Source organism: Nocardioides sp. SLBN-35, from assembly GCF_006715725.1.
Lineage (GTDB): Bacteria > Actinomycetota > Actinomycetes > Propionibacteriales > Nocardioidaceae > Nocardioides.
Map to the genome: position 1 here is coordinate 4,683,397 of NZ_VFNU01000001.1, position 26,621 is coordinate 4,710,017.

The 26,621-nt window shown below is 71.6% G+C and carries 25 protein-coding genes; 6 read left to right on the forward strand and 19 right to left on the reverse strand.

Annotated features, from left to right (window positions below):
• Window positions 1-50: 50 nt before the first annotated feature.
• From tuf to FBY23_RS22585, 7 genes are all read right to left on the reverse strand, one after another.
• Entirely contained in the window at window positions 51-1,244 is a 1,194-nt protein-coding gene (gene tuf, locus FBY23_RS22555; RefSeq protein WP_141800192.1) for an elongation factor Tu, read from the reverse strand.
• 86 nt (window positions 1,245-1,330) lie between these two features.
• Window positions 1,331-3,454, reverse strand: coding sequence for an elongation factor G (gene fusA / locus FBY23_RS22560; RefSeq protein ID WP_141800193.1), 2,124 nt, complete (start codon window positions 3,452-3,454; stop codon window positions 1,331-1,333).
• A 73-nt stretch (window positions 3,455-3,527) separates the two neighbouring features.
• Window positions 3,528-3,998: a 30S ribosomal protein S7 gene (gene rpsG / locus FBY23_RS22565; protein WP_141800194.1), complete on the reverse strand. Its 471-nt coding sequence runs from the start codon at window positions 3,996-3,998 to the stop codon at window positions 3,528-3,530.
• A gap of 1 nt (window position 3,999) precedes the next feature.
• Window positions 4,000-4,374, reverse strand: a complete 375-nt coding sequence (gene rpsL, locus FBY23_RS22570; RefSeq protein ID WP_038677267.1) for a 30S ribosomal protein S12 — start codon at window positions 4,372-4,374, stop codon at window positions 4,000-4,002.
• 235 nt (window positions 4,375-4,609) lie between these two features.
• Window positions 4,610-6,067 (reverse strand): NCS2 family permease, encoded by a 1,458-nt coding sequence (locus tag FBY23_RS22575; protein ID WP_174245163.1) that lies wholly within the window; start codon window positions 6,065-6,067, stop codon window positions 4,610-4,612.
• Window positions 6,064-7,314: an MFS transporter gene (locus FBY23_RS22580; RefSeq protein ID WP_141800196.1), complete on the reverse strand. Its 1,251-nt coding sequence runs from the start codon at window positions 7,312-7,314 to the stop codon at window positions 6,064-6,066. Before FBY23_RS22580 ends, FBY23_RS22575 begins: the two co-directional genes overlap by 4 nt.
• A gap of 36 nt (window positions 7,315-7,350) precedes the next feature.
• Window positions 7,351-7,806, reverse strand: coding sequence for a MarR family transcriptional regulator (locus FBY23_RS22585; RefSeq protein WP_260806509.1), 456 nt, complete (start codon window positions 7,804-7,806; stop codon window positions 7,351-7,353).
• Window positions 7,807-7,864: 58 nt separating this feature from the next.
• On the opposite strand from FBY23_RS22585, the gene FBY23_RS22590 reads away from it, so the two are divergent.
• Together FBY23_RS22590 and FBY23_RS22595 are read left to right on the forward strand one after the other, a co-directional pair.
• Window positions 7,865-8,158, forward strand: a complete 294-nt coding sequence (locus FBY23_RS22590; RefSeq protein ID WP_260806510.1) for a DUF2530 domain-containing protein — start codon at window positions 7,865-7,867, stop codon at window positions 8,156-8,158.
• Complete coding sequence (locus tag FBY23_RS22595; RefSeq protein WP_141800198.1) at window positions 8,151-8,777, forward strand: bifunctional 2-polyprenyl-6-hydroxyphenol methylase/3-demethylubiquinol 3-O-methyltransferase UbiG; 627 nt, start codon at window positions 8,151-8,153, stop codon at window positions 8,775-8,777. Before FBY23_RS22590 ends, FBY23_RS22595 begins: the two co-directional genes overlap by 8 nt.
• A gap of 216 nt (window positions 8,778-8,993) precedes the next feature.
• On the opposite strand, the gene FBY23_RS22600 is transcribed toward FBY23_RS22595, so the two are convergent.
• Both FBY23_RS22600 and FBY23_RS22605 read right to left on the reverse strand, forming a co-directional pair.
• Window positions 8,994-9,851, reverse strand: coding sequence for an IS5 family transposase (locus tag FBY23_RS22600; protein WP_141801220.1), 858 nt, complete (start codon window positions 9,849-9,851; stop codon window positions 8,994-8,996).
• A 122-nt stretch (window positions 9,852-9,973) separates the two neighbouring features.
• Window positions 9,974-10,750, reverse strand: coding sequence for a DUF3027 domain-containing protein (locus FBY23_RS22605; protein ID WP_260806511.1), 777 nt, complete (start codon window positions 10,748-10,750; stop codon window positions 9,974-9,976).
• A gap of 59 nt (window positions 10,751-10,809) precedes the next feature.
• Between FBY23_RS22605 and FBY23_RS22610 the strand changes: the two genes are divergently transcribed.
• Entirely contained in the window at window positions 10,810-12,258 is a 1,449-nt protein-coding gene (locus FBY23_RS22610) for an MFS transporter (RefSeq protein ID WP_260806512.1), read from the forward strand.
• A 9-nt stretch (window positions 12,259-12,267) separates the two neighbouring features.
• Here FBY23_RS22610 and FBY23_RS22615 read toward each other — a convergent pair whose 3' ends face one another.
• Complete coding sequence (locus FBY23_RS22615) at window positions 12,268-12,663, reverse strand: cold-shock protein (protein ID WP_139624783.1); 396 nt, start codon at window positions 12,661-12,663, stop codon at window positions 12,268-12,270.
• Window positions 12,664-12,783: 120 nt separating this feature from the next.
• Here FBY23_RS22615 and FBY23_RS22620 point away from each other — a divergent pair, with 120 nt between their 5' ends.
• Window positions 12,784-13,380: a GNAT family N-acetyltransferase gene (locus FBY23_RS22620; protein ID WP_222117913.1), complete on the forward strand. Its 597-nt coding sequence runs from the start codon at window positions 12,784-12,786 to the stop codon at window positions 13,378-13,380.
• Between the two features lie 9 nt (window positions 13,381-13,389).
• Here the strand turns inward: FBY23_RS22620 and FBY23_RS22625 are convergent, their stop codons facing one another.
• The 3 genes from FBY23_RS22625 to FBY23_RS22635 are packed head-to-tail and all read right to left on the reverse strand — an operon-like array spanning window position 13,390 to window position 16,959.
• Entirely contained in the window at window positions 13,390-14,586 is a 1,197-nt protein-coding gene (locus FBY23_RS22625; RefSeq protein ID WP_141800200.1) for an RDD family protein, read from the reverse strand.
• Window positions 14,587-14,614: 28 nt separating this feature from the next.
• Window positions 14,615-16,123 carry a hypothetical protein gene (locus FBY23_RS22630; RefSeq protein WP_141800201.1) on the reverse strand — a complete coding sequence of 503 codons (1,509 nt, stop codon included), beginning with the start codon at window positions 16,121-16,123 and terminating at the stop codon, window positions 14,615-14,617.
• A complete protein-coding gene (locus FBY23_RS22635; protein ID WP_141800202.1) occupies window positions 16,120-16,959 on the reverse strand; it encodes a PP2C family serine/threonine-protein phosphatase in 840 nt (279 codons plus the stop codon). The genes FBY23_RS22630 and FBY23_RS22635 overlap by 4 nt, the downstream gene beginning before the upstream one ends.
• Before the next feature lie 21 nt (window positions 16,960-16,980).
• Between FBY23_RS22635 and FBY23_RS22640 the strand changes: the two genes are divergently transcribed.
• Window positions 16,981-19,269 carry a helicase-associated domain-containing protein gene (locus FBY23_RS22640; protein ID WP_141800203.1) on the forward strand — a complete coding sequence of 763 codons (2,289 nt, stop codon included), beginning with the start codon at window positions 16,981-16,983 and terminating at the stop codon, window positions 19,267-19,269.
• 9 nt (window positions 19,270-19,278) lie between these two features.
• On the forward strand, window positions 19,279-20,937 hold the full coding sequence (locus FBY23_RS22645) for a DNA repair helicase XPB (protein WP_141800204.1): 1,659 nt from the start codon (window positions 19,279-19,281) through the stop codon (window positions 20,935-20,937).
• A 72-nt stretch (window positions 20,938-21,009) separates the two neighbouring features.
• Here FBY23_RS22645 and lon read toward each other — a convergent pair whose 3' ends face one another.
• From lon to FBY23_RS22675, 6 genes are all read right to left on the reverse strand, one after another.
• On the reverse strand, window positions 21,010-23,346 hold the full coding sequence (lon, locus tag FBY23_RS22650) for an endopeptidase La (RefSeq protein WP_141800205.1): 2,337 nt from the start codon (window positions 23,344-23,346) through the stop codon (window positions 21,010-21,012).
• A gap of 76 nt (window positions 23,347-23,422) precedes the next feature.
• Complete coding sequence (locus FBY23_RS22655) at window positions 23,423-23,962, reverse strand: Uma2 family endonuclease (protein WP_222117914.1); 540 nt, start codon at window positions 23,960-23,962, stop codon at window positions 23,423-23,425.
• A 291-nt stretch (window positions 23,963-24,253) separates the two neighbouring features.
• Window positions 24,254-24,532, reverse strand: a complete 279-nt coding sequence (locus FBY23_RS22660; RefSeq protein ID WP_222117915.1) for a DUF2087 domain-containing protein — start codon at window positions 24,530-24,532, stop codon at window positions 24,254-24,256.
• Entirely contained in the window at window positions 24,529-25,266 is a 738-nt protein-coding gene (locus FBY23_RS22665; protein ID WP_141800208.1) for a hypothetical protein, read from the reverse strand. Before FBY23_RS22665 ends, FBY23_RS22660 begins: the two co-directional genes overlap by 4 nt.
• Window positions 25,263-25,925 carry a 3-oxoacid CoA-transferase subunit B gene (locus FBY23_RS22670; RefSeq protein WP_141800209.1) on the reverse strand — a complete coding sequence of 221 codons (663 nt, stop codon included), beginning with the start codon at window positions 25,923-25,925 and terminating at the stop codon, window positions 25,263-25,265. Before FBY23_RS22670 ends, FBY23_RS22665 begins: the two co-directional genes overlap by 4 nt.
• A complete protein-coding gene (locus FBY23_RS22675; protein ID WP_141800210.1) occupies window positions 25,925-26,620 on the reverse strand; it encodes a 3-oxoacid CoA-transferase subunit A in 696 nt (231 codons plus the stop codon). The genes FBY23_RS22670 and FBY23_RS22675 overlap by 1 nt, the downstream gene beginning before the upstream one ends.
• Between the last annotated feature and the right edge of the window lies 1 nt (window position 26,621).

The window sequence follows — 26,621 nt, forward strand, 5'->3', positions numbered from 1 at the left end:
GAGACCCCCTGCTGCCGAAGCAGCAGGGGGTCTCCCCGAAGCAGGTCAGATCACTTGGTGATCTTCGTGACCCGGCCGGCGCCGACGGTGCGGCCACCCTCACGGATCGCGAACTTCAGACCCTCGTCCATGGCGATCGGCTGGATCAGCTCGACCGTCATGTCCGTGTTGTCGCCCGGCATGACCATCTCGGTGCCCTCGGGAAGGGTCACGACGCCGGTCACGTCGGTGGTCCGGAAGTAGAACTGCGGACGGTAGTTGTTGAAGAACGGCGTGTGACGGCCGCCCTCCTCCTTCGAGAGGATGTAGACGCTGGCCTCGAAGTTGGTGTGCGGGGTGGTGGTACCCGGCTTCACCACGACCATGCCGCGCTCGACGTCCTCGCGCTTGGTGCCGCGCAGGAGCAGACCGACGTTCTCACCGGCCTGGCCCTCGTCGAGCAGCTTGCGGAACATCTCGACACCGGTGACGGTGGTCTTCTGCGAGCCCTCGCGGATGCCGATGATCTCGACCTCCTCGTTGACCTTGACGATGCCGCGCTCGATACGACCGGTGATGACGGTGCCACGACCGGTGATCGTGAAGACGTCCTCGACGGGCATGAGGAAGGGCTTGTCGACCTCACGCTCGGGCTGCGGGATGTACTCGTCGACGGCCGACATGAGCTCGAGGACCGACTGGCCCCACTTCTCGTCGCCGTTGAGCGCCGGGAAGGCAGCAACGCGCACGACCGGGACGTCGTCGCCCGGGTACTCGTACTCGGAGAGGAGCTCGCGCACCTCCATCTCGACGAGCTCGATGAGCTCGTCGTCGTCGACCATGTCGCACTTGTTGAGCGCGACGACCAGGGCGGGGACGCCGACCTGGCGGGCGAGCAGCACGTGCTCACGGGTCTGCGGCATCGGGCCGTCGGTCGCGGCGACCACCAGGATCGCGCCGTCCATCTGGGCGGCACCGGTGATCATGTTCTTGATGTAGTCCGCGTGACCGGGGCAGTCGACGTGCGCGTAGTGGCGCGCCTCGGTCTGGTACTCGATGTGCGCGATCGAGATCGTGATGCCGCGCTGGCGCTCCTCGGGAGCCTTGTCGATCTGGTCGAACGGCGAGGCCTCGTTGAGGTCCGGGTACGCGTCGTGCAGGACCTTCGAAATGGCCGCCGTCAGCGTGGTCTTGCCGTGGTCGATGTGACCGATCGTGCCGATGTTGACGTGCGGCTTGGTCCGCTCGAACTTCGCCTTAGCCACTGGGGCTCCTCCTGGTGTGTTGTTACTTGACTCGTACTAAAGGGGTGGTGCGCCGAGGGTCTGCATGGAGCAGTCCCGGTTGGGGACTACTCGCCGCGCGCCTTCTTGATGATCTCGTCGGCGATGTTCGTGGGAACCTCGGCGTACGAGTCGAACTCCATCGAGTACGACGCCTGACCGGAGGTCTTGGACCTCAGGTCGCCAACGTACCCGAACATCTCGGACAGCGGCACGAGGGCGCTGACGACGATGTCGCCGTGACGCTCCTCCTGCGCGCGGATCTGACCGCGACGGCTGTTGATGTCACCGATGACCGTGCCGAGGAAGTCCTCGGGGGTGGTCACCTCGACGGCGAACACGGGCTCGAGGAGGACCGGCTTCGCCTGGCGGGCCGCCTCCTTGAACGCCTGGATGCCGGCGATCTTGAACGCGAGCTCGGAGGAGTCGACGTCGTGGTAGGCGCCGTCCTCGAGGGCGACCTTCACGTCGACCATCGGGTAGCCGGCGAGAACACCGAACTCCATGGCCTCCTGGGCGCCGTTGTCGACCGACGGGATGTACTCGCGCGGGACGCGACCACCGGTGACGTTGTTCGCGAACTCGTAGCCCGCACCGAGGCCGGTCTCGGGGTCGATGTTCGGGCCGATCGAGATGACGATCTTCGCGAACTGACCCGAGCCACCGGTCTGCTTCTTGTGCGTGTAGCTGTGGTTCGAGACGGTGCCGCGGATGGTCTCGCGGTAGGCGACCTGCGGCTTGCCGACGGTCGCCTCGACCTTGAACTCGCGCTTCATCCGGTCGACGAGGATCTCCAGGTGGAGCTCGCCCATGCCGGAGATGATGGTCTGGCCGGTCTCCTCGTCGGTCTTGACGACGAAGGTCGGGTCCTCCTCGGCGAGACGCCCGATGGCGACACCGAGCTTCTCCTGGTCGGCCTTGGTCTTCGGCTCGATGGCGACCGAGATCACCGGGGCCGGGAAGGTCATCGACTCCAGCACCACCGGCTTGGCGTTGTCGGAGAGGGTGTGACCGGTCCGGGTGTCCTTGAGGCCCATGACGGCCACGATCTGGCCGGCGCCGACCGACGCGATCTCCTCACGCTTGTTGGCGTGCATCTGGTAGACCTTGCCGATCCGCTCCTTGCGGCCGTTGCTCGCGTTGAGCACGGTCGCGCCGGCCTCGAGCTTGCCCGAGTAGACGCGGACGAAGGTCAGCTTGCCCAGGTGCGGGTCAGCGGCGATCTTGAACGCCAGCGCGGACAGCGGCTCGTCGCTCGACGGCTTGCGGACGACCTCGTTCTCCTCGGTCTCCTCGGCGCCCGGCTTGTGGCCGACGATGGCGTCCACGTCGAGCGGGGAGGGGAGGTAGTCGACGATCGCGTCGAGCAGGGGCTGCACGCCCTTGTTCTTGAACGCGGTGCCGGTGAGGATCGGGTTGACCTTGTCGGCCAGGGTCGCGCGACGGATGGCGGCCTTGAGGGTCGGCACGTCGAACGTGTCGCCGTCCTCGAGGTAGACCTCCATGATGTCGTCGTCGGCCTCGGCGAGGGTCTCGACGAGCTTCTCGCGGTACTCCGCGGCCTTGTCGGCGAGGTCGGCGGGGATCTCCTCGACGACGTAGTCCTCGCCCTGCTGGGTCTCGCCGCGCCACACCTTGGCGTTCATCTCGACCAGGTCGACGACGCCGATGAAGTCGCCCTCGGCACCGATCGGGATCTGGAGGATCAGCGGGGTGGAGTTGAGCTTCTGCACGATCGAGTCGACGACGCGGTAGAAGTCCGCACCGGTCCGGTCGAGCTTGTTGACGAAGCACATCCGCGGGACGGCGTACTTGTTGGCCTGGCGCCACACGGTCTGCGACTGGGGCTCCACGCCGGCGACACCGTCGAACACCGCGACGGCGCCGTCGAGGACGCGCAGCGAGCGCTCGACCTCGACGGTGAAGTCGACGTGCCCGGGGGTGTCGATGATGTTGATCTGGTGCTTCTTCCACCAGCAGGTCGTCGCGGCCGACGTGATCGTGATGCCGCGCTCCTGCTCCTGCTCCATCCAGTCCATGGTGGCGCCGCCATCGTGGACCTCACCGATCTTGTAGGTGATGCCGGTGTAGAACAGGATGCGCTCGGTGGTGGTGGTCTTGCCGGCGTCGATGTGCGCCATGATGCCGATGTTGCGGACGACGTTCAGGTCCGTCGTGATGTCGACTGCCACGTGAGTCAGCGTTCCTTAAGTAGAGGATGAGCAGGTGACGTACGGCGGAGCCGGGGCTCCGCCGTACGGATGGTCACCAGCGGTAGTGAGCGAAGGCCTTGTTGGACTCGGCCATCTTGTGGGTGTCCTCGCGCTTCTTCACCGCGGCACCGAGGCCGTTGGCTGCGTCGAGGATCTCGTTCTGCAGGCGCTCGGCCATGGTCTTCTCGCGACGCTCCTGGGCGTAGCCGACGAGCCAGCGCAGCGACAGCGTGGTGCCGCGGTTGCCCTTGACCTCGATCGGGACCTGGTAGGTCGCGCCACCGACACGGCGGGACTTGACCTCGAGCGCGGGGCGCACGTTGTCGAGCGCACGCTTGAGGGTGATGACCGGGTCGACGCCCGTCTTCTCGCGGGTGCCCTCGAGAGCGGAGTAGACGATCCGCTGAGCGACCTGCTTCTTGCCGTCCTGGAGCACCTTCGACACCAGCTGGGTCACCAGCTGCGAACCGTAGACCGGGTCGACGTCGATCGGGCGCTTCGGCGCGGGGCCCTTGCGCGGCATGTCAGCTCTTCTCCTTCTTGGCGCCGTAGCGGCTGCGAGCCTGCTTACGGTTCTTCACGGCCTGGGTGTCCAGGGCGCCGCGGATGACCTTGTAGCGAACACCGGGCAGGTCCTTCACACGACCGCCGCGGACGAGCACGATCGAGTGCTCCTGCAGGTTGTGACCCTCACCCGGGATGTAGGCGGTGACCTCGACGCCGCTGGACAGGCGCACGCGGGCGACCTTCCGGAGGGCGGAGTTCGGCTTCTTGGGGGTGGTGGTGTAGACGCGGGTGCACACACCGCGACGCTGGGGCGAACCCTTCAGGGCAGGCGTCTTGGTCTTCGACACCTTGTCCTGGCGGCCCTTGCGGACCAACTGATTGATGGTGGGCACCTGGTGGTTCCCTTTCGGTTTGAGATCACGGCTCGGCACGGTGCCGGGCTCGGAGTGAAGCGTTGATGCGGAGTGCCGGAGCGCTCCCCCGTGGGCCGCGCCGGTGAAGGCGGGGACTGAGGGCATGCTCGACGTGCCGGGTGGCCCCAGACACGAGATTCGAGATTACCGGCCGCCCCGAAGGCGGGTCAAAATGCGGACCGCACGCCTGAGCGGCCGCTCCCGGGGTCGGTGCTCAGGTCAGCCAGCGGGTGATCGGGTCGATCGCGAAGTAGACGACGAACAGACCGGCCACGACCCACAGCAGCGGGTGCAGCTCGCGGGCCTTCCCGCGGACCACCTTGAGGAACGCGTAGGACACGAATCCGGCGCCGATGCCGACCGAGATCGAGTACGTGAACGGCATCAGGACGATGGTCAGGAAGGCCGGGATCGCGATCTCGACGTCGTCCCAGGCGATGCCGGTGATCTGCTGCATCATCAAGAAGCCGACCAGGATCAGCGCGGGGACCGCCGCCTCGGACGGGATCATCGCGACCAGCGGCGAGGCGAAGATGGTCACCAGGAAGAGCAGGCCGGTGACCACCGATGCCAGCCCGGTGCGCGCGCCCTCGCCGACGCCCGAGGCCGACTCGATGTACGACGTGTTCGAGGAGACGCCGGCCGCGCCGCCCGCGATCGCGGCGACCGAGTCGACCACCAGGATCCGGTCGGCGTGGGGCGGCATGCCCTCCTCGTCGAGCAGGTTGGCCTCCGCGCCGATGGCGGTCATCGTGCCCATGGTGTCGAAGAAGTCGGCGAGCATCAGCGAGAACACGAGCAGCAGGACGGTGACCACGCCGACCTTGTCCCATGAGCCGAGCAGATTGAACTCGCCCAGGGTGCCGAAGTCGGGTGCGTGGAAGTCACCGGACCAGGCGGGGACGGTGAGTGCCCAGCCGCCGGCCTTCTCGGCCGACGTACCGAGGTCGCCGATGGCCTCGACGATCACCGCGACCCCGGTCATCACGACGATCGAGATCAGGATCGCGCCGCGCACCTTGCGCACCCACAGGGCCAGCATCAGCAGCAGCCCGACCACGAAGACCAGGACCGGCCACCCGCTCAGGCTGCCGTCGGCGCCGAGCTGGACCGGGACGGTCGTCTTGGCGGCGTCGGGGATCCGCTTGACGACGCCGGCGTCGACGAAGCCGATCAGGGCGATGAACAGGCCGATGCCGACCGAGATGGCGACCTTGAGCTGCGCGGGGACGGCCCGGAAGACCGCCGTACGGAAGCCGGTGAGGACGAGGACCAGGATCAGGACGCCCTCGATCACGACCAGGCCCATCGCGTCGGCCCAGGTCATCTGGCTGGCGACCGCGAACGCGAGGAAGGCATTGAGGCCCAGGCCCGTGGCCAGCGCGAGCGGGTAGTTGGCGACGACGCCCATCAAGATGGTGAGCACGCCGGCCACCAGCGCCGTACCCGCGGCGATCGCGGCGAGGTTCGGGGCGCTGCCGCCGCCGAGGTACTTGCCGTCGATGTCGGTCGCGAACCCGAGGATCAGCGGGTTCAGCACCACGATGTAGGCCATCGTGAAGAACGTGACCACGCCTCCGCGGAGCTCCTGGCCGAGGCTGGAGCCCCGCTCGGAGATGCGGAAGAAGCGGTCGATCGGGTTCGCGGGAGCGAGGAATTCGGCCGAGTTCACGGCCGAAGCATCGCAGGAGCCACGACGGGGGTCGAGCCCGAGGTCGGCTCGAGGCGTGTCAGGGCCGCCCGGCGTACGGCGACCGCGAGCCCGACGCCGGCCAGCACCAGGGCCCCGCCGACGACCAGGGTCCACCGGGCTCCGAACTGCTCGCCGATCCATCCGATGACCGGCGAGCCGAGGGGCGTGCCGCCCATCACGATGGTCATGTAGATCGCCATCACCCGTCCGCGCAGCGCCGGCGCGGACTCGGTCTGCAGCAGCGCGTTGCACGAGTTGAGGACGGTGATCACCGAGAAGCCGAGGAGGGGGCACAGCAGCACGAAGGTGAGGTACGTCGGCGCCAGGCCGGCCGCGATCTCGAGCACTCCGAACGCGACGGCCGCCCCCATCAGCAGCCGCACCCGCACCTGGGAGCGACCGGCGGCTACCAGCGCGCCGGTGAGCGAGCCGATCGCGAGCACCGAGCCGAGCACGCCGTACTCCTTGGCACCCTTGTCGAAGACCTCGGTGGCCATCAGCGCCGAGGTGATCTGGAAGTTCATCCCGAAGGTGCCGATGAAGAAGACGAGCACGAGGATCATCAGCATCTTCGGCTGGCTGCGCACGTAGGCGACACCCTCGCGCAGCATCCCGGGTGTGCGGGCGGCGGGGCGCGGCGAGTGGAGGGCCGCGGTGTCCATCCGGCGCAGCTGGGCGATCACGGCCAGGTAGGACAGCGCGTTGGCGAGGATGACCCAGCCGGTGGCGCGCATCCCACCCCCGCCGAAGCCGATCAGCAGACCGGCCAGGCCGGGCCCGATCAGCCGGGCGGCGTTGAACGCGGCGGAGTTGAGGCTCACGGCGTTGGTCACGTCGTCGGCGCCGACCATCTCGGAGACGAAGGCCTGCCGGGCGGGGGCGTCGAACGCCGCGCCGATGCCGAAGACGAACGCGATGACGTAGACGTGCCAGGTCTGGGCGACACCGAGCACCGCGATCAGGCCGAGCGCGAGCGAGGCGAGGGCCATCATCGCCTGCGTCACCTGGAGCAGGACGCGCTTGGAGATGCGGTCGGCCACCACCCCGGCGTACGGCGAGAGCAGCAGCACCGGCAGGAACTGGAGGCCGGTCGTGATGCCGAGCGCGGCGCCGCCGTTGCCGGGGATGGTCAGGACCAGCCAGTCCTGCGCGACGCGCTGCATCCACGTCCCGACGTTGGAGACGAGGCTGCCGGCGAAGTAGAGCCGGTAGTTGGGGTGGGACAGGGAGCGGAATCGGGGACTCGTGGGATCTCCTTCGGGTCAGTCGGTCTCGGCCTCGGCGAGGCGCTGCAGGATGGGGGCCGCGCGGCGCAGCACGTCGCGATCCTCGGCGCTCAGGTCCTCGAGGCGGCGCGAGAGCCAGCGGTCACGGCGGGTGAGGTCGGCGGCGACGACCGCGCGGCCGTCGTCGGTGATCCGGACGACCACCTGTCGTCCGTCGCTCGGGTGGGCGCACCGCTCGACCAGGCCGGCGTCGGCCAGCGCGGTCACGGTGCGGGTCATGCTCGGGGGCTGCACCTGCTCGCGCGCGGCGAGCGCGCCGACCGCGAGGTCGCCGTGACGGTTGAGGGCGTAGAGCACCGCCATCGACGACACGCTGAGGTCGTTGTCGGGGTGCCGCTCGCGGGCGAGCCGGCGGCGTAGGCGCATGACGGCGAACCGGAGCTCGGTCGCGAGCCCCGCGTTGCTGCGCACGTGCTTCTCCAGAGTCGGCATGTCGTTAGCATAAGTCATTACCTTCGGTAATCATTCCTCGCGGAGTAGAGTTCTTGGCGTGGAGCTCCGTGACGACCAGCCGACCCAGCACGAGTTCGGCAACCGGACCTACCTGATCGCCCCCGTCGAGCCGCTCGACGTCGACGGCGTCCGGACCGTCCAGGTCGGCACCGTGCTGTTCCTCGTCGCCTTCGTCGGCCTGCTGCCGTTCTACGGCCGCCTCGAGGAGGACGGGCGCACCTGGCTGCTGTGGATGTGCCTGACCGGCGTGGGCCTGGGCCTGCTCGGCTCGGAGTACTGCAAGCGCCGCCGCCAGGTCCGCGCCGAGCGGGACCTCGACGCCGATGAGTGAGGCTCCCCTGCCGCCCACCCGGTGGGCGCTGGGCGGCGCGAAGACGGTGGGGTACGGCGAGCGGTTCGCCGAGCTGATCGCCGACGGCGCCGACGTGGTCGGCGAGGCCCGCCTGGCCGACACCCTCGTCGAGCGCGGTGCGACCATCCTCGACGCCGGCTCCGGCATGGGCCGCATCGGCGCCCACCTGCTCTCCCTCGGGCACCACGTCACCGCCGCCGAGCCCGACCCGGCGCTCGTGGCCCAGTCGCGTCGTACCTTCCCGGACCTGCCGGTCGTGCCCCTGGAGATCCTCGCCCTCACCCCCGAGGCACTCGCCGCCGCCGGCGCGCCCCTCGCCTACGACCTCGTCGTCTGCGTCGGCAACGTGCTCACCTTCGTCGCCGAGGACACCGAGGTCGCCGTGCTCCGCCGGCTGGGCTCACTGCTCGCGCCGGGCGGACGGATCCTGGTCGGCTTCCACCTGCAGCAGGGACCCTCGACCGCGCGCGTCTATGCGCCGGAGGAGTTCCTGGCCGACGTCGCCGCCGCCGGGCTGGTCGTGCAGCACCGGTTCGGTGGTTACGACCTGCGCCCGGTCGACGACCTCTACTCGGTGGCCGTCCTCAGCGGGGCCTGACACCAACCGCCCTTGTAACTAAGTGTTACAGCACGAATTCCGGTGCAGCAGCGCCCGGGAGGTAGCAACAGCACCCGGGTAGACGCGTCCGAGATGCATCGAGCACCCTCGCCCACGCACGATCGGCGCTCAGCATCTACCTGGGCGGTATGGCCACTACCCGGGTGCTGGTGCGCCCCTTTTCGCGCTGTAACACTTAGAGATTCCGCGGGTAGGTCACGGCTGGCGGGCCGGTCGGGTGTCCCAACGGTGGGTGGTCCAAGCGGCTCGGAGGAGTTGCCGGGTGATGATCACAGCGTTGGCGAGCGCGATGAAGGCCGCGATGACGCGGGTACGGCGTTCGGTGCAGATGGCGAGTTTCTTGAACCCGCGGGTGTGCCAGGCATGGGTGCGTTCGACGACCCATCGCCGACCGGCTTGGAGGGGGTGGCCCTTCTGAGAGATCACCGCTTGGCAGCCGAGCTCGTCGAGCAGGTCGCGGGTGGTGGCACTGTCGTAGCCGGCGTCGAGATGGACGGTGATCTCGTCGGGTAAGCCGATGCCGAACCCGATACCGAGGCGGGTCTCGAACCGGCCCAGTGTCTCCAGGGTCGGGCGCAAGAACGGTGAGTCGTGTCGGTTCCCGGGCGCGATGACGCAGCCCACGGGGATGCCGTTGCCGTCGGTGAGCAGGGAGCGTTTGGTGCCGAGTTTCCCTCGATCCACGGGGGATCTGCCGGCTGCTTGACCCCCGCAGGGCGCTTTGGCCAGGCAGCCGTCGGCGGTCACATCGGCCAGGTCGAGTCCGACGATGCGGTCGTAGGCATCGAGGCAGGCCTGTTCGAGTGCTTCGAAGATCCCGGCGGCGATCCACTCATCGCGGCGGTTGCGGATGGTGGTCGCCGAGCAGGTGTGGTCAGCGATCTTGTCGTAGGCGGCGCCGAGGACGAGGACTTGGACGAGTTTGTCGAAGACGACGCGGTCGGGGATGCGCGGGTTGTGGCAGCCCAGGGGGTGGGTGTCGATGTGTTCGGGGATCAGCGCGGCGAACTGGTCCCAGACCGGTTCGATGACAGAGGATGGCAGGGCAGGCACGAGCACCTCGGGGAACAGAAGGCGGCTTTAGACACCTCTTCTGCTACCGAGGCTCGTGCCTGTCCTGCTTCACCGACACGCGCCTACCCGCGGAATCTCTTAGTTACAAGGGCGGGCGGCGCTCAGAACTTCTCGAGGTCGTCCAGCGAGATCGTGTCGACCACCGGCGGGGCGGGCGGCTGCGGCTGCTGCCGCTTGCTGAGGCGCACCTCGGAATGACCACCGCAGCCGTGCTGGAGCGCGACGACGCGGCCGTCGTCGTTGGCGTCACCGTTGGCGCAGACGCCGAACAGCTCGGAGAGCGGGCCGCCGAGGCGGACCAGGAAGCCGCAGGAGTAGCAGTGGTGCGGCGCGGACTTGGCGATCGGGGCATCGGGGCCGGCCTCGCCGTCGTACCAGCGCTCGGCGGCGGCGTCGCGGCCCTCGGGCGAGAGCACCCGGACCCGGCCGAGGCCGAGGTCCTTGGCGACCTGGCGGACCTGGGCCTTCTCGTCGGTGTCGAGCGGGTCGTCACCGAAGGAGTACGTCGGCACCAGGCGCGGGTCGTCGTCGGAGACGGGCAACAGGTCGCCGGGCGACATGTCGCCCGGCTGCAGGCGGTCGCGGTAGGGCACCCAGGCAGGCGCGACGATGGCGTCGGGGCCGGGCAGCAGCACGACCTCGACGACGGTCACCTTGCGCTGACGGGAGGCTCGGGTGAGGGTCACCGCCCACTGCCAGCCGACGTAGCCCTTGCGGGTGCACTCGAACAGGTGCGTGACGACCCGGAGTCCGTCGACCTGGTGACCGGTGTGGTCGCCCACGTCGCCGGCGTCGACCTCCTCGAGCAGCGCAGCGCGGGCCGCGTCGACGGCATCGGCGGTGGCGGCGTCGGTCAGCTTGCGCTCCAGGGTGGACACGGGCACAGCATCCCCCATGCCACCGGTGATCGTCACGTCGGGGCAGGCAAGATAGGGGCGTGAGCACGCACGGTTCGGACCCGCGCCCACCGGCCAGCCCGCCGGGCCCCGAGGCCGGACCGAGCCCCGAGGTCACCGAGACCGGCTCGATGCGGGCGGTCGGCTCCAGCCTCGGCACCGGCGCGAAGGCGACGGCGCGGGGGCTCAAGGGGGTCGCCTCGGTGACCGGCCGGGCCAGCCGGGCGACCTTCCGCCAGGCCCGCAAGGCAGCGGGCGCGCAGGGAGCGGAGCGCTCCGGGCTGAACCGGCTGATCGAGCTGCACGCCGCCAACGCGGCCGGAGACTCGGCGTTCGCGATCGCGCTCGCCGGGACCGTCTTCTTCGCGGGCGCGACCAGCGGCGAGCGTGGTCCGGTGCTGCTGTTCCTGGGGCTGACCATGGTCCCGTTCGCGATCGTGGCGCCACTGATCGGGCCCTTCCTCGACCGGTTCAGCCACGGCCGGCGCTGGGCGATCGGCGCGACCTTCGCGCTGCGCGCGTTCCTGTGCTGGGTGCTGGCCGGGACGCTGGGCGACGGGTCGCCCTGGTTCTACGTCGCCGCGCTCGGCGTCCTCGTCTCCTCCAAGGCGTACGGCGTCGCGAAGGCCGCCGCCGTCCCCCGCCTGCTGCCCAGCGAGATCACCCTGGTCAAGGCCAACGGCCGGGTCGCGCTGGCCGGCGTGGTCGGCGCCTGCGTTTCGGGCCCGCTGGCCGGCGCGGCGTACTGGATCGGTCCGGAGTGGGCCTGCCGCTACGCCTTCGTGGTGTTCACGATCGGCACGGTCGCCGCGATCCTGCTCCCGAGCGGGGTGGACTCGTCGGCCGGCGAGGAGTCGGTCGACGGACCGCGGGACGCCGCCGGTGCGCGCCGCCGTCCGGGGTTGCCGCCGAAGGTCGCCTTCGCACTGCGGGCCAACTGCGGACCACGCCTGCTGTCGGGCTTCCTGACCATGTTCATGACGTTCGTGCTGGCCACCGAGCCGCTCGACGGCTGGGAGAGCAAGACCCGCTCGACGCTGCTGGTCGGCCTGGTCATCGGCGCCGCCGGGCTCGGCAACACGGTAGGGATCGTGGTCGCCTCGCTCGCCCGCAAGATCAACCCCGCCGTGATGGTCGTGGTCGCGCTGGTCGCCGACATCGTGGTGCTGGTGCTGGCCACCGTGTTCTACGGCCTGCTCCTGCTGGTGGCGCTGGGCCTGACGGTCGGCCTGATGCAGTACCTCGCGAAGGTGTCCCTGGACTCGACCATCCAGAGCGACGTCCCGGTGCGCGCGCACGCCAGCGCCTTCGCCAAGGGCGACACCACCCTGCAGCTGGCGTGGGTGTTCGGCGGCTTCCTCGGCGTCGTGATGTCCTACCCCGCCGTCAACGGGGTGGGACTGGCGTTCGCCGCGGTGCTGCTGACGGCGTGGGCGGTGTTCGTGCTGCGCAGCAGGCCGCAGCGGCCGGCACCCAAGCCGGCCGCCTGAGCCTCGGGGTCAGGACTCCAGCTCGTCGGCGAGCGCGCGCAGCAGCTTGGCCACGGGCTGCGCCGTACGACGGTCAGGGTGCCGGCCGTGGCGGTACGCCTCGCCGACGCCGTCGAGGAGCCGGATCAGGTCCTCGACGATCGGGACCATCTCCTCGGGCTTCTTGCGCTTGGCCTGCTGCTGGTTGCGCGAGACCGAGGCGGGCGCGTCGAGGACGCGGACCTGGAGCGCCTGCTCGCCGCGGCGCCCCTGGGCGATGCCGAACTCCACACGGGTGCCTGCCTTGAGCGTGGTCACGCCCTCGGGCAGCGCGTCGGCGCGGACGTAGACGTCCTCGCCGCCCTGCTGGGAGAGGAAGCCGAAGCCCTTCTCCGCGTCGTACCACTTCACCTTGCCAGTCGGCACGGGTCCGCCCAACCTCTCCTCATCGCAGGCGTGCGCACCGGTCGGGCGCACGCGCGGCACATCGTAGCCTCGCTCCGCGGATCGAGGCTCATGTCCGTGCCGCCACCTATTCTCACTGACGTGGCAACCGAATTGACGGCCCCCGTGCTGCCGGCACCGCCCCTGCCCGTCAGGACCGAACGGCTGGTGCTGCGGACCGTCGCGCCCGCGGACAGCGCGGCGATCGGCGGCTACTGCTCGGACCCCGAGGTCACCCGCTACCTGCCGTTCCCGGCGCTGGACGCCGAGGGCGTGGCCGGGCGGATGGAACGGCTGGTCGCCGGCACAGCGCCGTCGGGTCCCGGTGAGATCCTGGCGCTGGCGGTGGTCCACGACGGCGTGCTCGTCGGCGACCTGATGCTGCGCTTCACCGACCGTCACGGCGAGAGCAACCCGCCGGGCATCGGCGAGCTGGGTTGGGTCTTCGCGCCGGAGCACGCCGGGCGCGGGTTCGCGACCGAGGCGGCCAGGGCGCTGGTCGACCTGGCGTTCACGCACTACCCGCTGCACCGGCTGATGGCGCGCCTCGACCCGCGCAACCTCGCCTCGGCGCGGCTGTGCGAGCGGCTCGGGATGCGGCACGAGGCGCACACCCGCGAGGACTACCCCGACCGGGACGGCACGTGGAGCGACACCGCGGTCTACGGGCTGCTGCGCCGCGAGTGGGCCGGCGCCTGAGTCCCGACGTCAGGTCTCGCGCTCGACCCGCATCGTGCGGTCGCCGAAGCGCACCTCGTCACCGGCGAGCAGCGTGCTCGGGCGTCCCGGCGACAGCGAGCGCGACATGCCCTTGCGGATGACGTAGGAGCCGTTGGTCGACCCGCGGTCCATCACCACGAGCGCACCGTCGGGCGCGACCTGGAACTGCGCGTGGGTCTTCGACAGCGACATGTCGGAGGAGCGCAGGGGTACGACGTGGCGCGCCTCCTCCCCCGGCCGCGGCTCCGGGCGCCGGCCGACGAGCGCGAGGCCCTCGACGACGAACGCCTCGCCGGTGTCGAACGCCACCCGCCACCGCACGGTCGCGGGGCTCGGCGGCAGGGCCGCGGGGCCGGTACCGGCACCGGGCTCGGGGCGGACCCGGGTCTGCTCGACCGGGACGCGGGGTGCCGCGGGCGGGACGGTTGCTGCGGGGACGGCTGGTGCGGCCGGTGGCACCGACGGGGTCGGGCGGGCCTGGGGCGCCGGCGCGGGAGCGGGAGTCGGCGTGGGTGCCGGGGCCGGGGTGGGCGCGGCGACCGGCGTGGGGACGGGGGCCGGGGCGGGAGTCGGGGCGGGAGTCGGCGTCGGAGTCGGCGTCGGGTCCGGCATCGGCGTGGGGTGCTCCTCGACCGGCGAGGGCAGCAGTCGCATCGCGGTGAGGTTCACGATCTGCTGCGGCCGCTCGACGACCGGTGCGGCCTCGACCTCCTGCGGCCGGACGTCGACGACGATCGCGTCGCCGATCCGGTCGTGCAGCCCGCGACGCTGGCGCGAGGGGTCCATCGCGGCGGTCCAGGCGAACGTTGCCAGGCCGAGGCCTGCGGTCGGGAGCCCGGCGATGCCGAGCACGATCGCGCGCAGCAGGGCGGCGCCGACACCGATCGGGCGGGCCGTCGTACGCCGCAGCACGCGCAGGCCGGTCGCGGCCTTGCCGGGGGTGAGGCCCGTCGTACCGACGAGAACGGCGAGCACCAGGCCGACCACCGCCGCGACGCCGAGGAAGGAGAGCACGACGACCGCGCCGTTGTCGGGATCAACCAGCTTCCACACGCCGAAGGCGGCCGCCGTGGCGATTCCCCAGCCCACCGCCCGGTCGATGACGAAGGCGGTGAACCGTCGCTCCATCTCCGCCGGACGGAGGTCACCGGCGGCGAGGGGTGTCGGGGTGGGGACGTGCGACATGCAGGGCGCTCCGAGTAGCGGCAGGGGATCAGGGACGGGTGACCTGGATGGTGATCCCGTCACCGAGGTTGATGGTCGCGCCGGGGATCAGCTGGACGGCGATGCCAGGCTTGAGGTCCTCCGGACCGAGGCCCGGCTGCACCAGAACGGTGCCGTTGGTCGAGCCCATGTCGGTCACGACGGCGGTGCCGAGGTCGGCGCCCGTGCCGGGACGCACCTCGACGTGGGTGGAGGAGATCTCGTGGAGCCGGCTCGGCACCGTGACGAGCATCGGCTGCTCGGTCGAGGTGAACCGGCGCGCCTCCGGCGCCCGGCCGATCAGGACCGCGCGGTCGACGATGATCGACTGCCCGTCGGAGACGAGGAGCTTGGCGACCGGCTGGGTGACCGGCGGGGCGGCCGGGGTGCCGGGCACGGGCGGGACCAGCGGCGCCGGCGGCTCGCCGGCACCGGCGACGGTGAAGCCGTCGTGCTCGATGCCGGGGCCCGGCGGCGCGGGGACGCTGCCGACCGGCTCCCACGAGCCGACCGGCAGCGGCGGCGCGTCGGGGACCTCGGGCGCACCCGGGGCCGGCGGCGGAGGCGGCACCCAGCCCGGCGGCGCGACCTCGGTCGGGCCGCCCAGCGGCGGGAAGGTCGGCGCGGGGACGGCCGGCGTCGGCGGCTCGTCGAGCGCGTCGGGCTCGGCCGCGGTGTCGGCGCCGGCGGCGTCGCCGGCAACGACGTCGTCGGAGCCGTCGGCGGCCGGGGTGTCCCAGGGGGTGACCCAGCCGTCGGGCGCGGGCTCCTGGGGCGCCTCGGCGAGCGGCTCGTCCATCGACTCGTCGACGGCGTCCATGACCTCGGTGGCGGGGCCGTCGTCGAGGTACGCCGCCTCGGTCACCGCCGCACCCCCCTCGTCAAGCGGGCTGGGCTCGTCGAGCGCGAGGTGCGCGCCGCCGAGGGCGGGCTCGGGCTCGACGACCGGCTCCGGCTCCGGCTCGACGACCGGCTCCGCCTCGGGCTCCTGCTCGACGACCGGCTCGGCGACCGGCTCGGCGACCGGCTCGGCGACCGGCTCGGCGACCGGCTCAGGGGCAGCAGCCGCCACGGCCACGGCCGGGCGGTCGATCCGGCCGACCCGGACCAGCCCGGTCAGGATCGGGAAGTCCGTGTCGTCGCTCTCGCCCTCGCCGGCCGGGAGGCTGATGCTGAGCGCGGTGACGTCGTCGAGGCTGCGCTCGACCCAGGTGTGGCTCGCGCCGCCGTCGACGGTCACGGTCTCCCCGGCGGCGGTGACGGTGGCGACCACGTCGGGGCCGCGCAGCAGGAAGCGGGTCGGGCCCTCGTCGGTGCTGACCAGTACGAAGCCGGGGATCCGGCTCAGGCCGGAGGCGAGCAGCCCGTCGAGGACGTCGTCGAAGCCGGCGCCGCCGTCGACCATCGCCCAGAGGCCGACGACCTGCTCCTTCTGCGACTCCGGGAGCACGATGGCGGCCTCGGGTCCGAAGACGGCGAACCAGGCACCGCTGCGGTACGACCAGGCGGTGTCGCTCATGGGAGGGCCCCCAACTTCTGCTCCAGACTCAGCCGCTGCGTGCGGGAGTCGTACGGGTCAACGTGTGCCAATCCCACCACATCGACCACGACGGCCGTCGCGTTGTCGTGCCCGCCCGCGGCGACCGCGGCGGCGACCAGGGCGTCGGCGGCGTCGCGCGGGTCGTCGTACCCGGCGAGGATCGAGGCGATGGTCACGTCGTCCACCATGCCACTGACGCCGTCGGAGCACAGCAGCAGGCGCTCGGCGGCGGCGAGGGGCAGCAGGTAGTAGTCGGCGGCGCCGCTGACGGCACCGGGCATCGCCGCTCCCCCGAGCGCGCGGGTGACGACATTGCGATTCGGGTGGACGGCCGCGTCGTCGGGCGTGATCCGGCCGGCGTCGACGAGCTCCTGGACCAGGCTGTGGTCGACGCTGACCTGCTCGAGCTCGCCCTCGTTCCATCGGTAGATCCGGGAGTCCCCGACGTTGGCGAGCAGCCAGTGGGGTCCGTCCGCGGACTGCACGAGCAGGGCGAGTACGACGGTGGTGCCGGCCGCGAAGTCGTCACCGGCCCCGGCGGCGCGCTGCTCCTCGTCGTAGGCCAGCAGGCGGTCCTGGGCGGCCTGGAGCGCCGCGTCGACCGCCGCGGTGCCGTCGTCGAGGTCGTAGTCGCCGTGGGCGAGGCGCGCGAGCTCCTCGACGGCGTACCGGCTGGCGACGTCACCGCGGTCGTGTCCGCCCATGCCGTCGGCCACGACGAAGACCGGCGGATCGGACAGGAAGGCGTCCTCGTTGACCTGCCGGACCAGGCCGACGTCCGTCGCAGCACCGTGGTGCAGCTCGACGCTGCTCATCGATGTCCTAGCGTTGGCACCGTGGGAGCGGGACCGAGCGGACACCGGTCGTTGGCCGACCAGCTGCGGTCGTGGCCCGACGATCGGCTCCAGCGCCTGCTCACCGCTCGTCCCGACCTGGCCACCCCTGCCCCTCACGACTTCGGACAACTCGCGTCCCGCGCCGCGGTGAGGAACTCGATCGCTCGCGCGCTCGACAGCCTCACCCGAGGCGAGCTCTCGGTACTGGATGCCCTCGTCGTCGCCGGTCAAACCACCGATCCGGAAGTCGCCGCGATCGTCGACGCGGACCCGGCGTACGTCGCTGCGACCCTCGCCCGGCTGCGCGATCTCGCGGTCGCCTGGGACTCGCCCGAGGGCCTCCGGGCGCTGAGCGGTGTCGCCGACGCGATGGTCGGCGGTCCGGACGCCGGGGTGAGCGGGCTGCGGCCGCGGACGGCGACCCCGCGCCCGGCCGAGGAGATCGCCGAGGCGCTGGCGGCGCTGCCGTCCGCGGCCCGCGCGCTGCTCGACCACGTCATCGCGGAGGGCGGTACGGCGAAGTCCGGGTCGGTCCGGGTGGGGGTGCGCCCCGAGGACGCCGAGACCCCCGCCGAGCTGCTCGTCGCGCACCGGCTGCTGGTTCCCGGCGGCTCCTTCCTCCCAGGGCTGCTGGTCGTGCCGGGCGAGGTCGGACTGGCGGTCCGCGGTGGCCGGACGACGACCGAGCCGGTCGACGTCGCGCCCCCGGTCGCGTCGGAGGAGCGCTCGCCGAGGCTGGCCGCGAGTGCCGCGCTGGGCGCCGCCACGGACGTCGTACGACGCGTCGGCCTGCTCCTCGAGTGGTGGGGCACCCGCCCTGCGGCGGCGCTGCGCACCACCGGGCTGGGCGTGCGGGAGCTGAAGGCTGCCGCGGCCCAGCTGCAGGTGCCGGAGGCCGAGGCGGCATTGGTCGTCGAGCTCGCGCACGAGGCCGGGCTGGCCGCCACCCGCGCGGACGCGGACGGCAACCCGGTGTGGGTGCCGACCTCGGCGTTCGACGAGTGGGCCGAGCGGCCGGTCGCCGAGCGGTGGACCGTGCTGGCGCGGGCCTGGCTGTCGAGCGCGCGGCTGCCGTCGCTGGTCGGCGAGCGCGGGCCGGACCAGAAGCCGTGGAACGCGCTGACCCCCGAGCTGGCCGCTGCCGGGATGCCCGAGGCCAAGGCGATGGCGCTCGCCGTCCTGGCCGGCCTGCCCGAGGGACACGGCCTCGCTGCCGGCACCGGGTTGCCGTCGTTGGTCGCTCGGGTCGCATGGGAGCGGCCGCGCCGGCCCCGGACCCGTCCCGACCTGGTGGCGTGGGCGGTCGCCGAGGCGGCCGTCCTCGGGCTGACGGGTGCCGACGTGCTGGCGCCGTACGCGCGAGCGCTGCTGGCCAGCGAGGACCCCGCGCCCGTTCTGGCCGAGCTGCTGCCGCCGCCCGTCGACCACGTGCTGATCCAGGCCGACCTGACCGCCGTCGCGCCGGGTCCGCTCGAGCCCGACCTGGCCCGGCGGCTGCAGCAGGTCGCCGACGTCGACTCGCACGGTGCCGCGACGGTCTACCGCTTCACCCCCGGCTCCGTACGACGCGCGCTGGACTCCGGCTGGACCGCGGCCGAGCTGCACGCGTTCGTGCTCGCCGCGTCCCGCACGCCGGTCCCCCAGCCGTTGAGCTACCTGATCGACGACGTGGTCCGCTCCTTCGGGCGGCTGCGGGTCGGGCTGGCGTCGTCGTTCGTGCGCTCGGAGGACGAGGCGGCGCTGGCCGCGCTGGTCAACCACCCGAAGGCGGCAGGGCTCGGGCTGCAGCGGATCGCACCGACCGTCGTGGTCTCGACGCTGCCCATCGACGTCCTCCTGCTCAGGCTGCGTGAGCTCGGCCTGGCGCCGGTGGTCGAGGGCCCCGACGGCGTGGTCCGGGTGGGCGCGCCCGACTCCCTGCGCGCCCGCACCCCCCGGACCCGGGAGAGCGCGGACACCGCCCGGTCCGCGGCCCGTCAGGCCGCCCACGTCGTGTCCGCCGTGGCGACGCTGCGCGAGGGGGACGAGGCGGCCCGCAACCGGCCCGCGACCGCCACCGCCGCGGGCGGCGGGGTGCTCTCGGCGCTGCGCGAGGCGATCGAGCGCGGCGGCGCCGTCCTCATCGGGTTCACCGACAACCAAGGCGTGGTGTCCGAGCGGACCGTGCGCCCGCTCGTCGTCGAGGGCGGGCAGCTGACCGCGTTCGACGCCGACGCCGAGGACGACGACCCGGACGCGGAGCGGCGCTACGCCGTGCACCGGATCAGCCGGGTCATCCCCGTCACGTAAACTCGTGCGGTGACAGACGGACCCCTGATCGTGCAGTCGGACAAGTCGCTGCTGCTGGAGGTCGACCACCCGCAGGCCGCGGAGTGCCGCAAGGCGATCGCACCGTTCGCCGAGCTGGAGCGCTCACCGGAGCACATCCACACCTACCGGCTGACCCCGCTGGGGCTGTGGAACGCGCGTGCCGCCGGGCACGACGCGGAGCAGGTGGTGGACACGCTGCTGACCTGGTCGCGCTACCCGGTCCCCCACGCACTGCTGGTCGACGTCGCCGAGACGATGGCCCGCTACGGCCGGCTGCGGCTCGAGAAGCACCCCGTGCACGGCCTGGTGCTGGCCTCCAGCGACCGGCCGGTGCTCGAGGAGGTGCTGCGCGCCAAGAAGATCGCCGGCATGCTCGGCGACCGGATCGACGACGACACCGTCGCGGTCCACCCCTCCGAGCGCGGCAACCTCAAGCAGGCGCTGCTCAAGCTGGGCTGGCCGGCCGAGGACTATGCCGGGTACGTCGACGGCGAGGCCCATCCGATCGCGCTCGACGAGGAGGACTGGTCGCTGCGCTCCTACCAGTCGGAGGCGGCCGAGGCGTTCTGGCACGGGGGCTCGGGCGTCGTCGTCCTCCCCTGCGGGGCCGGCAAGACGCTGGTCGGCGCGGCCGCGATGGCCCACGCGCAGGCGACCACGCTGATCCTGGTCACCAACACGGTGAGCGCCCGGCAGTGGAAGGACGAGCTGGTCCGTCGTACCTCGCTGACGGAGGACGAGATCGGCGAGTACTCCGGCACCGTCAAGGAGATCCGGCCGGTCACCATCGCGACGTACCAGGTCATCACGACCAAGCGGAAGGGTGTCTACCCGCACCTGGAGCTGTTCGATGCGCGCGACTGGGGCCTGATCGTCTACGACGAGGTACACCTGCTGCCGGCGCCGATCTTCCGGATGACCGCCGACCTGCAGGCGCGGCGCCGGATCGGGCTGACCGCGACGCTGGTCCGTGAGGACGGCCGCGAGGGCGACGTGTTCTCGTTGATCGGCCCGAAGCGGTACGACGCCCCGTGGAAGGACATCGAGGCCCAGGGCTGGATCGCGCCGGCCGACTGCATCGAGGTGCGGGTGTCGTTGCCGGAGTCCGCCCGGATGACCTACGCGACGGCCGATCCCGAGGAGCGCTACCGGTTGGCGGCATGCACCCCGGAGAAGCTCTCGGTGGTGCGCGACCTCGTGGCGCGGCACGCCGGCCAGCCGACACTGGTGATCGGGCAGTACCTCGAGCAGCTCGCCGAGCTCGGCGAGGCCCTGGACGCGCCGATCATCACCGGGCAGACGACGGTCAAGGAGCGGCAGCGGCTGTTCGACGCGTTCCGCTCCGGCGAGATCGGGCTGCTGGTGGTCTCGAAGGTCGCGAACTTCTCGATCGACCTGCCCACCGCCGAGGTCGCCATCCAGGTGTCGGGATCGTTCGGCTCACGACAGGAGGAGGCGCAGCGCCTCGGTCGGCTGCTCCGCCCGGGGCCGCCGGGCCCCGGTGGCGAGCGGAAGGTCGCGCACTTCTACACGATCGTGGCGCGCGACACCGTCGACGCCGAGTTCGCCCAGAACCGGCAGCGGTTCCTGGCCGAGCAGGGCTACGCGTACCGGATCGTCGACGCGGAGGACCTCGCCGGCGCCTGACGACCGCACCCCCTACGAATTGGTCGTGAAACCGGTCGAACCGGGACCAATTCGTAGGGGGTGCGGATCAGATCAGGCCGCAGCGGCCCCCGCGTCGAGAGCCACGAGCGCCCGCTCGAGGATCTCGGTCACCGCACCGACCGGCGTCACGGTCAGCGCGTCGAGGATCTCGGCCGGGACGTCGTCCAGGTCGGGCCGGTTGCGCTCGGGGATGAACACCTCGGCGACGCCGGCCCGCTGGGCGGCGAGCAGCTTCTGCTTCACCCCGCCGATCGGGAGCACCCGGCCGGACAGCGTGACCTCGCCGGTCATCGCGATGTCGGAGCGGACCGGGCGACCGGTCAGCAGCGAGACCAGCGCGGTGACCATGGTGACACCGGCGGACGGCCCGTCCTTCGGCACGGCGCCCGCGGGGAAGTGCACGTGGATCGACCGCTCGAAGGCCTCGGCCGGGATGCCGAGCTCGGTGGCGTGCGAGCGCACCCACGAGAGCGCGATCCGCGCCGACTCCTTCATCACGTCGCCCAGCTGGCCCGTCACGGTCAGCCCCGTCTCGCCCGAGGCGACCGACGTCTCGACGTACAGCACGTCGCCGCCCATGCCCGTGACCGCGAGGCCCGTGGCGACGCCGGGGACCGACGTACGCTCCTCGACGTCGGGGGTGAACCGCGGCCGGCCGATCAGCTCCACCAGTGAGTCGATGCCGATGTCCACCCGCTCCACCTCGCCGGACGCGAGTCGGGCCGTGGCCTTGCGGAAGGCCTTGGCGAGCAGCCGCTCGACCTGGCGTACGCCGGCCTCGCGGGTGTAGTTCGCCGCGATCTCCCGCAGCGCCTCGTCGGTGATGCTCACCTCGTCGGCGGACAGCGCGGCCCGCTCGAGCTGGCGCGGAACCAGGAAGTCACGGGCGATCGCGACCTTGTCCTCCTCGGTGTAGCCGTCGATGGCGACCAGCTCCATGCGGTCGAGCAGGGCGGCCGGAATCGAGCCGATGTCGTTGGCCGTCGCGATGAACAGCACGTCGGACAGGTCGAGGTCGAGCTCGAGGTAGTGGTCGCGGAAGGTGTGGTTCTGCGCGGGGTCGAGGACCTCGAGCAGGGCCGCGGCCGGGTCGCCCCTGTAGTCGGAGCCGACCTTGTCGACCTCGTCGAGCAGCACGACCGGGTTCATCGAGCCGGCCTCCTTGATGGCCCGTACGACGCGGCCGGGAAGGGCGCCGACGTACGTGCGCCGGTGACCGCGGATCTCGGCCTCGTCGCGGACGCCACCCAGGGCGACCCGGACGAACTTCCTCCCGAGGGCGCGGGCGACGGACTCGCCGAGCGAGGTCTTGCCGACCCCCGGAGGCCCCGCGAGGAGGACGACGGCGCCGGAGCCGCGGCCGCCGACGACCTCGAGGCCGCGCTCGGCACGGCGGGCCCGGACGGCGAGGTACTCGGTGATCCGGTCCTTCACCTCGTCCAGCCCGTGGTGGTCGGCGTCGAGCACCGCGCGCGCGGCGGCGATGTCGGTGTCGTCCTCGGTCGTGACGTTCCACGGCAGGTCGAGGACGGTGTCGAGCCAGGTACGGATCCAGCCGGCCTCGGGATTCTGGTCGCTGGAGCGCTCGAGCTTGTCGACCTCGCGCAGCATCGCCTCGCGCACCGCGTCGGGGACGTCGGCCGCCTCGACCCGGGCGCGGTAGTCGTCGCCACCGTCGGGGTCGCCCTCGCCGAGCTCCTTGCGGATCGCGGCGAGCTGCTGGCGCAGCAGGAACTCGCGCTGGTTCTTCTCCAGCGACTCGCGCACGTCGGCGTCGATCTTGTCGCTGACCTCGGACTCCGCCACGAAGTCGCGGGTCCACTCGACGAGCAGCTCGAGCCGCTCGCGGACCGACGGGGTCTCGAGGAGCTGGCGCTTCCGGTCATCGGAGAGGTACGGCGCGTAGCCGGCCGTGTCGGCCAGCGTCGCCGGGTCGTCGATCCGGGTCACCTGGTCGGCGACCTGCCAGGCCTCGCGGCGCTGCAGCAGGCCCACGACCAGCTTGCGGTAGTCCTCGGCGAGCACACGGACGTCGTCGTCCACGACCCCGCCGTCGACCGGCTCGACCTCGACCCACAGGGCCGCGCCGGGACCGGACACACCACTGCCGATGCGGGCGCGCCCGCCGGCCTTGAGCACGGCCGCCGGCTCGCCACCGGAGAACCGGCCGACCTTCTCGACACTCGCCACGACGCCGTACGACGCGTAGCGGTCCTCGAGACGAGGAGCGACGAGAACCTGGGCGTGGTCGCCGGATTCACGAGCAGCAAGCTGGGCGGCGTCGATGGCGGCTCGGGCGGGCTCGTCGAGCTCGACCCGGACCACCATCCCGGGGAGCACCACCACGTCGGAGAGGAACAGCACCGGAAGCTGGATCGGGTTCGTCATGCACCTTCCAATGCATTCCGGGTTCGCGGTGTTCCGGCGTTCGCGGTGGGCGAACTCGGGAACTCCCCGGCCTCGATCAGTCCAGCAGCCGCGCCGCGACGAGGGTGATGTCGTAGGGCGCGGTCGCGGTCCACTCCTCCTCGCCCGCGACCAGGGCGGCCACCTCGTAGCGACCTTCCCGCAGCTCCCAGGCGGTCAGGCTCGGCACCTCGGGATCGAGCACCCAGTACGACGGCACCCCAGCCCGCTCGTAGAGCCGCTTCTTGCGCACCTGGTCGCGGCCGCGACTGCTCGGCGAGAGGATCTCGACGACCAGCAGCGGGGCGCCCGTCAACCCCCGCTGCTCGGGACGGTCCCGCTCCACGACCAGCAGGTCCGGCTCGACCACCGACAGCTCCTCGAGCTGCACGTCGAAGGGCGCGGCAAGGACGACGAGACCTTCAGGGCGGGCCAGGTGGAGTGCGACGTGCAGGGCACCCGACATCCGCTGATGGTCGAACGAGGGCGCCGGCGACATCACGATCTCACCCTCGAGCAGCTCGTAGCGGTTGCCGTCGTCGGGCATCCGGTCGAGGTCCGCTCGGGTGTGGCCCGGGCCGAGGGTCGGGGTCGTCATGCCTCTCATCGTGCCTCCTCACCTCGAGCGCCCGCCAGCGCGCACCGGCGGCCCGCTCGGGTCGCGCCGATCATCTGTCATGGGCACCTCCCTTCGTCATGGACCGCACCCTGTCGCAAGCCGCCACCAGGTGCCGCTCACGGACGGACGAGCTGTGGAGAACACGCGACGCGACGAGGCCTGGGGGTGACGAACGGCGGGCACAGGAACCCGTGGGCCCGATGGGGCCGATGAGACGCCCGGCCCGGCGGACCAGCAGAGCGGGACGAGCAGAACCGGCGCAGGAGCTGGTCACACCTCGACGGTGCCGCCGCTGCGCCAGTAGACGTCGCCCTCGCGGGACAGGAACCCGTCGTCGACGAGGTAGCGGCGCAGCGCGGCGTGGTCGTCGTGGACCTCACGCAGGATCGCGTCGACCTCCCGCCAGCCATAGCGCCGGCCGGGCTCGAAGCGCTGGGCGACGTGGTCGAGCACGACCAGCCGCTTGGCGTGCCGGGTGGGCAGGTCCATCAGGCGACCGTCGGCGGAGAAGAAGCGCCGCAGCACCTGGCGGGCGTCGGGATCCGTCATGAGGCGACCTGCGCCCAGTCCGGTGCGGGAGCGTCGACCTCGAGCACGTCCATCTCCTGCCATACGGCGTCCGGCGCACCCACGGGAAGGCAGCGCAGCACGATGCCGGTCTGCAGGTCGAGGGCGACGTCGTGGAGGTCAGGGAAGACGGTCCCCTCGGGGACCGGGCGCCAGTTGGGCGTGCCGGGGCCGTCGCTGTCGCTGTGCCAGGAGACCTCGCTCCAGAGCAGCTCGCAGCAGCCGCCACCGCACCGCGGCTCGTAGCCGGGGAGCGGAACCAGGTCGGCGCGCCACACATCGCGTCCTTCGACGACGTCGGCACGGACCCGGTCGGCTCGCACGTGGTGACTGAGCTCGACCGGGTCGAGCATCGCGACCCACGTGTAGTTGCACCAGATCGGGTCGTCGTAGTCGACCTCGAAGTGCGCGAGCGGCCGCTCGGCGACCAGCCCGTCGGGACGCAGCACCGGGGACACCTCGTGCGGCAAGGACGTCCGTCTGGACTCGGGACGTCCCGGCCCGTTCCCGACCCGGAGGGAGAACGAGCCGTAGGGCAGGCCCTGCACGCGGTGCACCTGCCCACCGGCGTCGCGCACGACGAGCCGGCCCGGCCGGTCGACGTACGCCACGACCTCGCCACCCAGCCAGGACGCCCGCGCGCGCAACAGCAGCGTGCGCCAGCGCCAGGGCGAGCTGCGCGCCAGCGCGCGGAAGGAGTCGGCGTCGGGGGTCACCCCTCCTTTGTAGCCAATTCCAGGCCGAGCCGGCGACCGAGTTCCTCGACGGAGATCCCCCACGTCTCTCGTACGACGACAGCCGGGCCGCCGACCTCGAACACTCCGTGGTCGGTGTAGACCCGGCTGACGCAGCCGACGCCGGTGAGCGGGTACGTGCAGGCCGGGACCAGCTTGGGCGAGCCGTCCTTGCCGAACAGCCCCATCATCACGAAGACGTCCTTGGCGCCGATGGCGAGGTCCATCGCGCCGCCGACGGCGGGGATGGCGTCGGGGCGGCCGGTGTGCCAGTTGGCGAGGTCGCCGTTGGCGGCGACCTGGTAGGCGCCGAGGACGCAGACATCGAGGTGGCCGCCGCGCATCATGGCGAAGGAGTCGGCGTGGTGGAAGTAGGACGCCCCGGGCAGCTCGGTCACGGGGACCTTGCCGGCATTGGTGAGGTCGGGGTCGACCTCGTCGCCGCGGGCGGCCGGCCCCATGCCGAGCATGCCGTTCTCGGTGTGCAGGATCACGCCGAGCTCGTCAGCGAGGTGGTCGGCGATCTTGGTGGGCTGGCCGATGCCGAGGTTCACGAAGGAGCCCTCGGGGATGTCGCGGGCGATCACCTCGGCGAGCTCGTCCATCGTCAGCGGGCCGCGGTCCAGGTGTTCGACGGTCATCAGCGGGCTCCCTGCACGGTGTAGTGGCGGGCCTCGACGGCGACTACGCGGTCGACGTAGATGGAGGGGGTGACGACGGCCTCGGGGTCCAGCTCCCCCGTCGGTACGACGGCGCTCACCTGGGCGATCGTCGTGGTGGCCGCAGCGGCCATGACCGGCCCGAAGTTGCGAGCCGTCTTGCGGTAGACGAGGTTGCCGAGACGGTCGGCGGTGTGGGCCGAGACGAGGGCGTAGTCGCCCTTGATCGGGTACTCGAGCAGGTACTCGCGCCCGTCGATCACCCGCGACTCCTTGCCCTCGGCGAGCGGCGTACCGACGGCGGTGGGGCTGTAGAAGGCGCCGATCCCTGCGCCCGCAGCTCGCATCCGCTCGGCGAGGTTGCCCTGCGGCACGACCTCGAGCTCCAGCCTGCCGGACAGGTAGAGCTCGTCGAAGACGTACGAGTCGGCCTGGCGCGGGAACGAGCAGACGACCTTGCGCACCCGGCCGGCCTTGAGGAGAGCGGCGAGCCCGACCTCACCGTTGCCGGCGTTGTTGGACACGATGGTGAGGTCCGTCGCGCCCTGCCGGATGAGGGCGTCGATGAGATCGAAGGGCATGCCGGCGAGACCGAAACCGCCCACCAGGACAGTGGATCCGTCCTCGATGCCGGCGACCGCCTCGTCAGCGGTCTCCATCAGCTGGGTGCGCGCCATT

Bases quoted from the DNA above. Each gene is read 5' to 3' on its own strand.
- FBY23_RS22585 (WP_260806509.1), bottom strand. From the start codon at position 7,806: ATGCCGACTCTGGAGAAGCACGTGCGCAGCAACGCGGGGCTCGCGACC.
- FBY23_RS22675 (WP_141800210.1), bottom strand. From the start codon at position 26,620: ATGGCGCGCACCCAGCTGATGGAGACCGCTGACGAGGCGGTCGCCGGC.
- FBY23_RS22655 (WP_222117914.1), bottom strand. From the start codon at position 23,962: ATGACGACCCCGACCCTCGGCCCGGGCCACACCCGAGCGGACCTCGAC.
- FBY23_RS22595 (WP_141800198.1), top strand. From the start codon at position 8,151: ATGAGTGAGGCTCCCCTGCCGCCCACCCGGTGGGCGCTGGGCGGCGCG.
- FBY23_RS22625 (WP_141800200.1), bottom strand. From the start codon at position 14,586: ATGTCGCACGTCCCCACCCCGACACCCCTCGCCGCCGGTGACCTCCGT.
- FBY23_RS22670 (WP_141800209.1), bottom strand. From the start codon at position 25,925: ATGACCGTCGAACACCTGGACCGCGGCCCGCTGACGATGGACGAGCTC.
- lon (WP_141800205.1), bottom strand. From the start codon at position 23,346: ATGACGAACCCGATCCAGCTTCCGGTGCTGTTCCTCTCCGACGTGGTG.
- FBY23_RS22630 (WP_141800201.1), bottom strand. From the start codon at position 16,123: ATGAGCGACACCGCCTGGTCGTACCGCAGCGGTGCCTGGTTCGCCGTC.
- rpsG (WP_141800194.1), bottom strand. From the start codon at position 3,998: ATGCCGCGCAAGGGCCCCGCGCCGAAGCGCCCGATCGACGTCGACCCG.
- FBY23_RS22635 (WP_141800202.1), bottom strand. From the start codon at position 16,959: ATGAGCAGCGTCGAGCTGCACCACGGTGCTGCGACGGACGTCGGCCTG.
- FBY23_RS22660 (WP_222117915.1), bottom strand. From the start codon at position 24,532: ATGACGGATCCCGACGCCCGCCAGGTGCTGCGGCGCTTCTTCTCCGCC.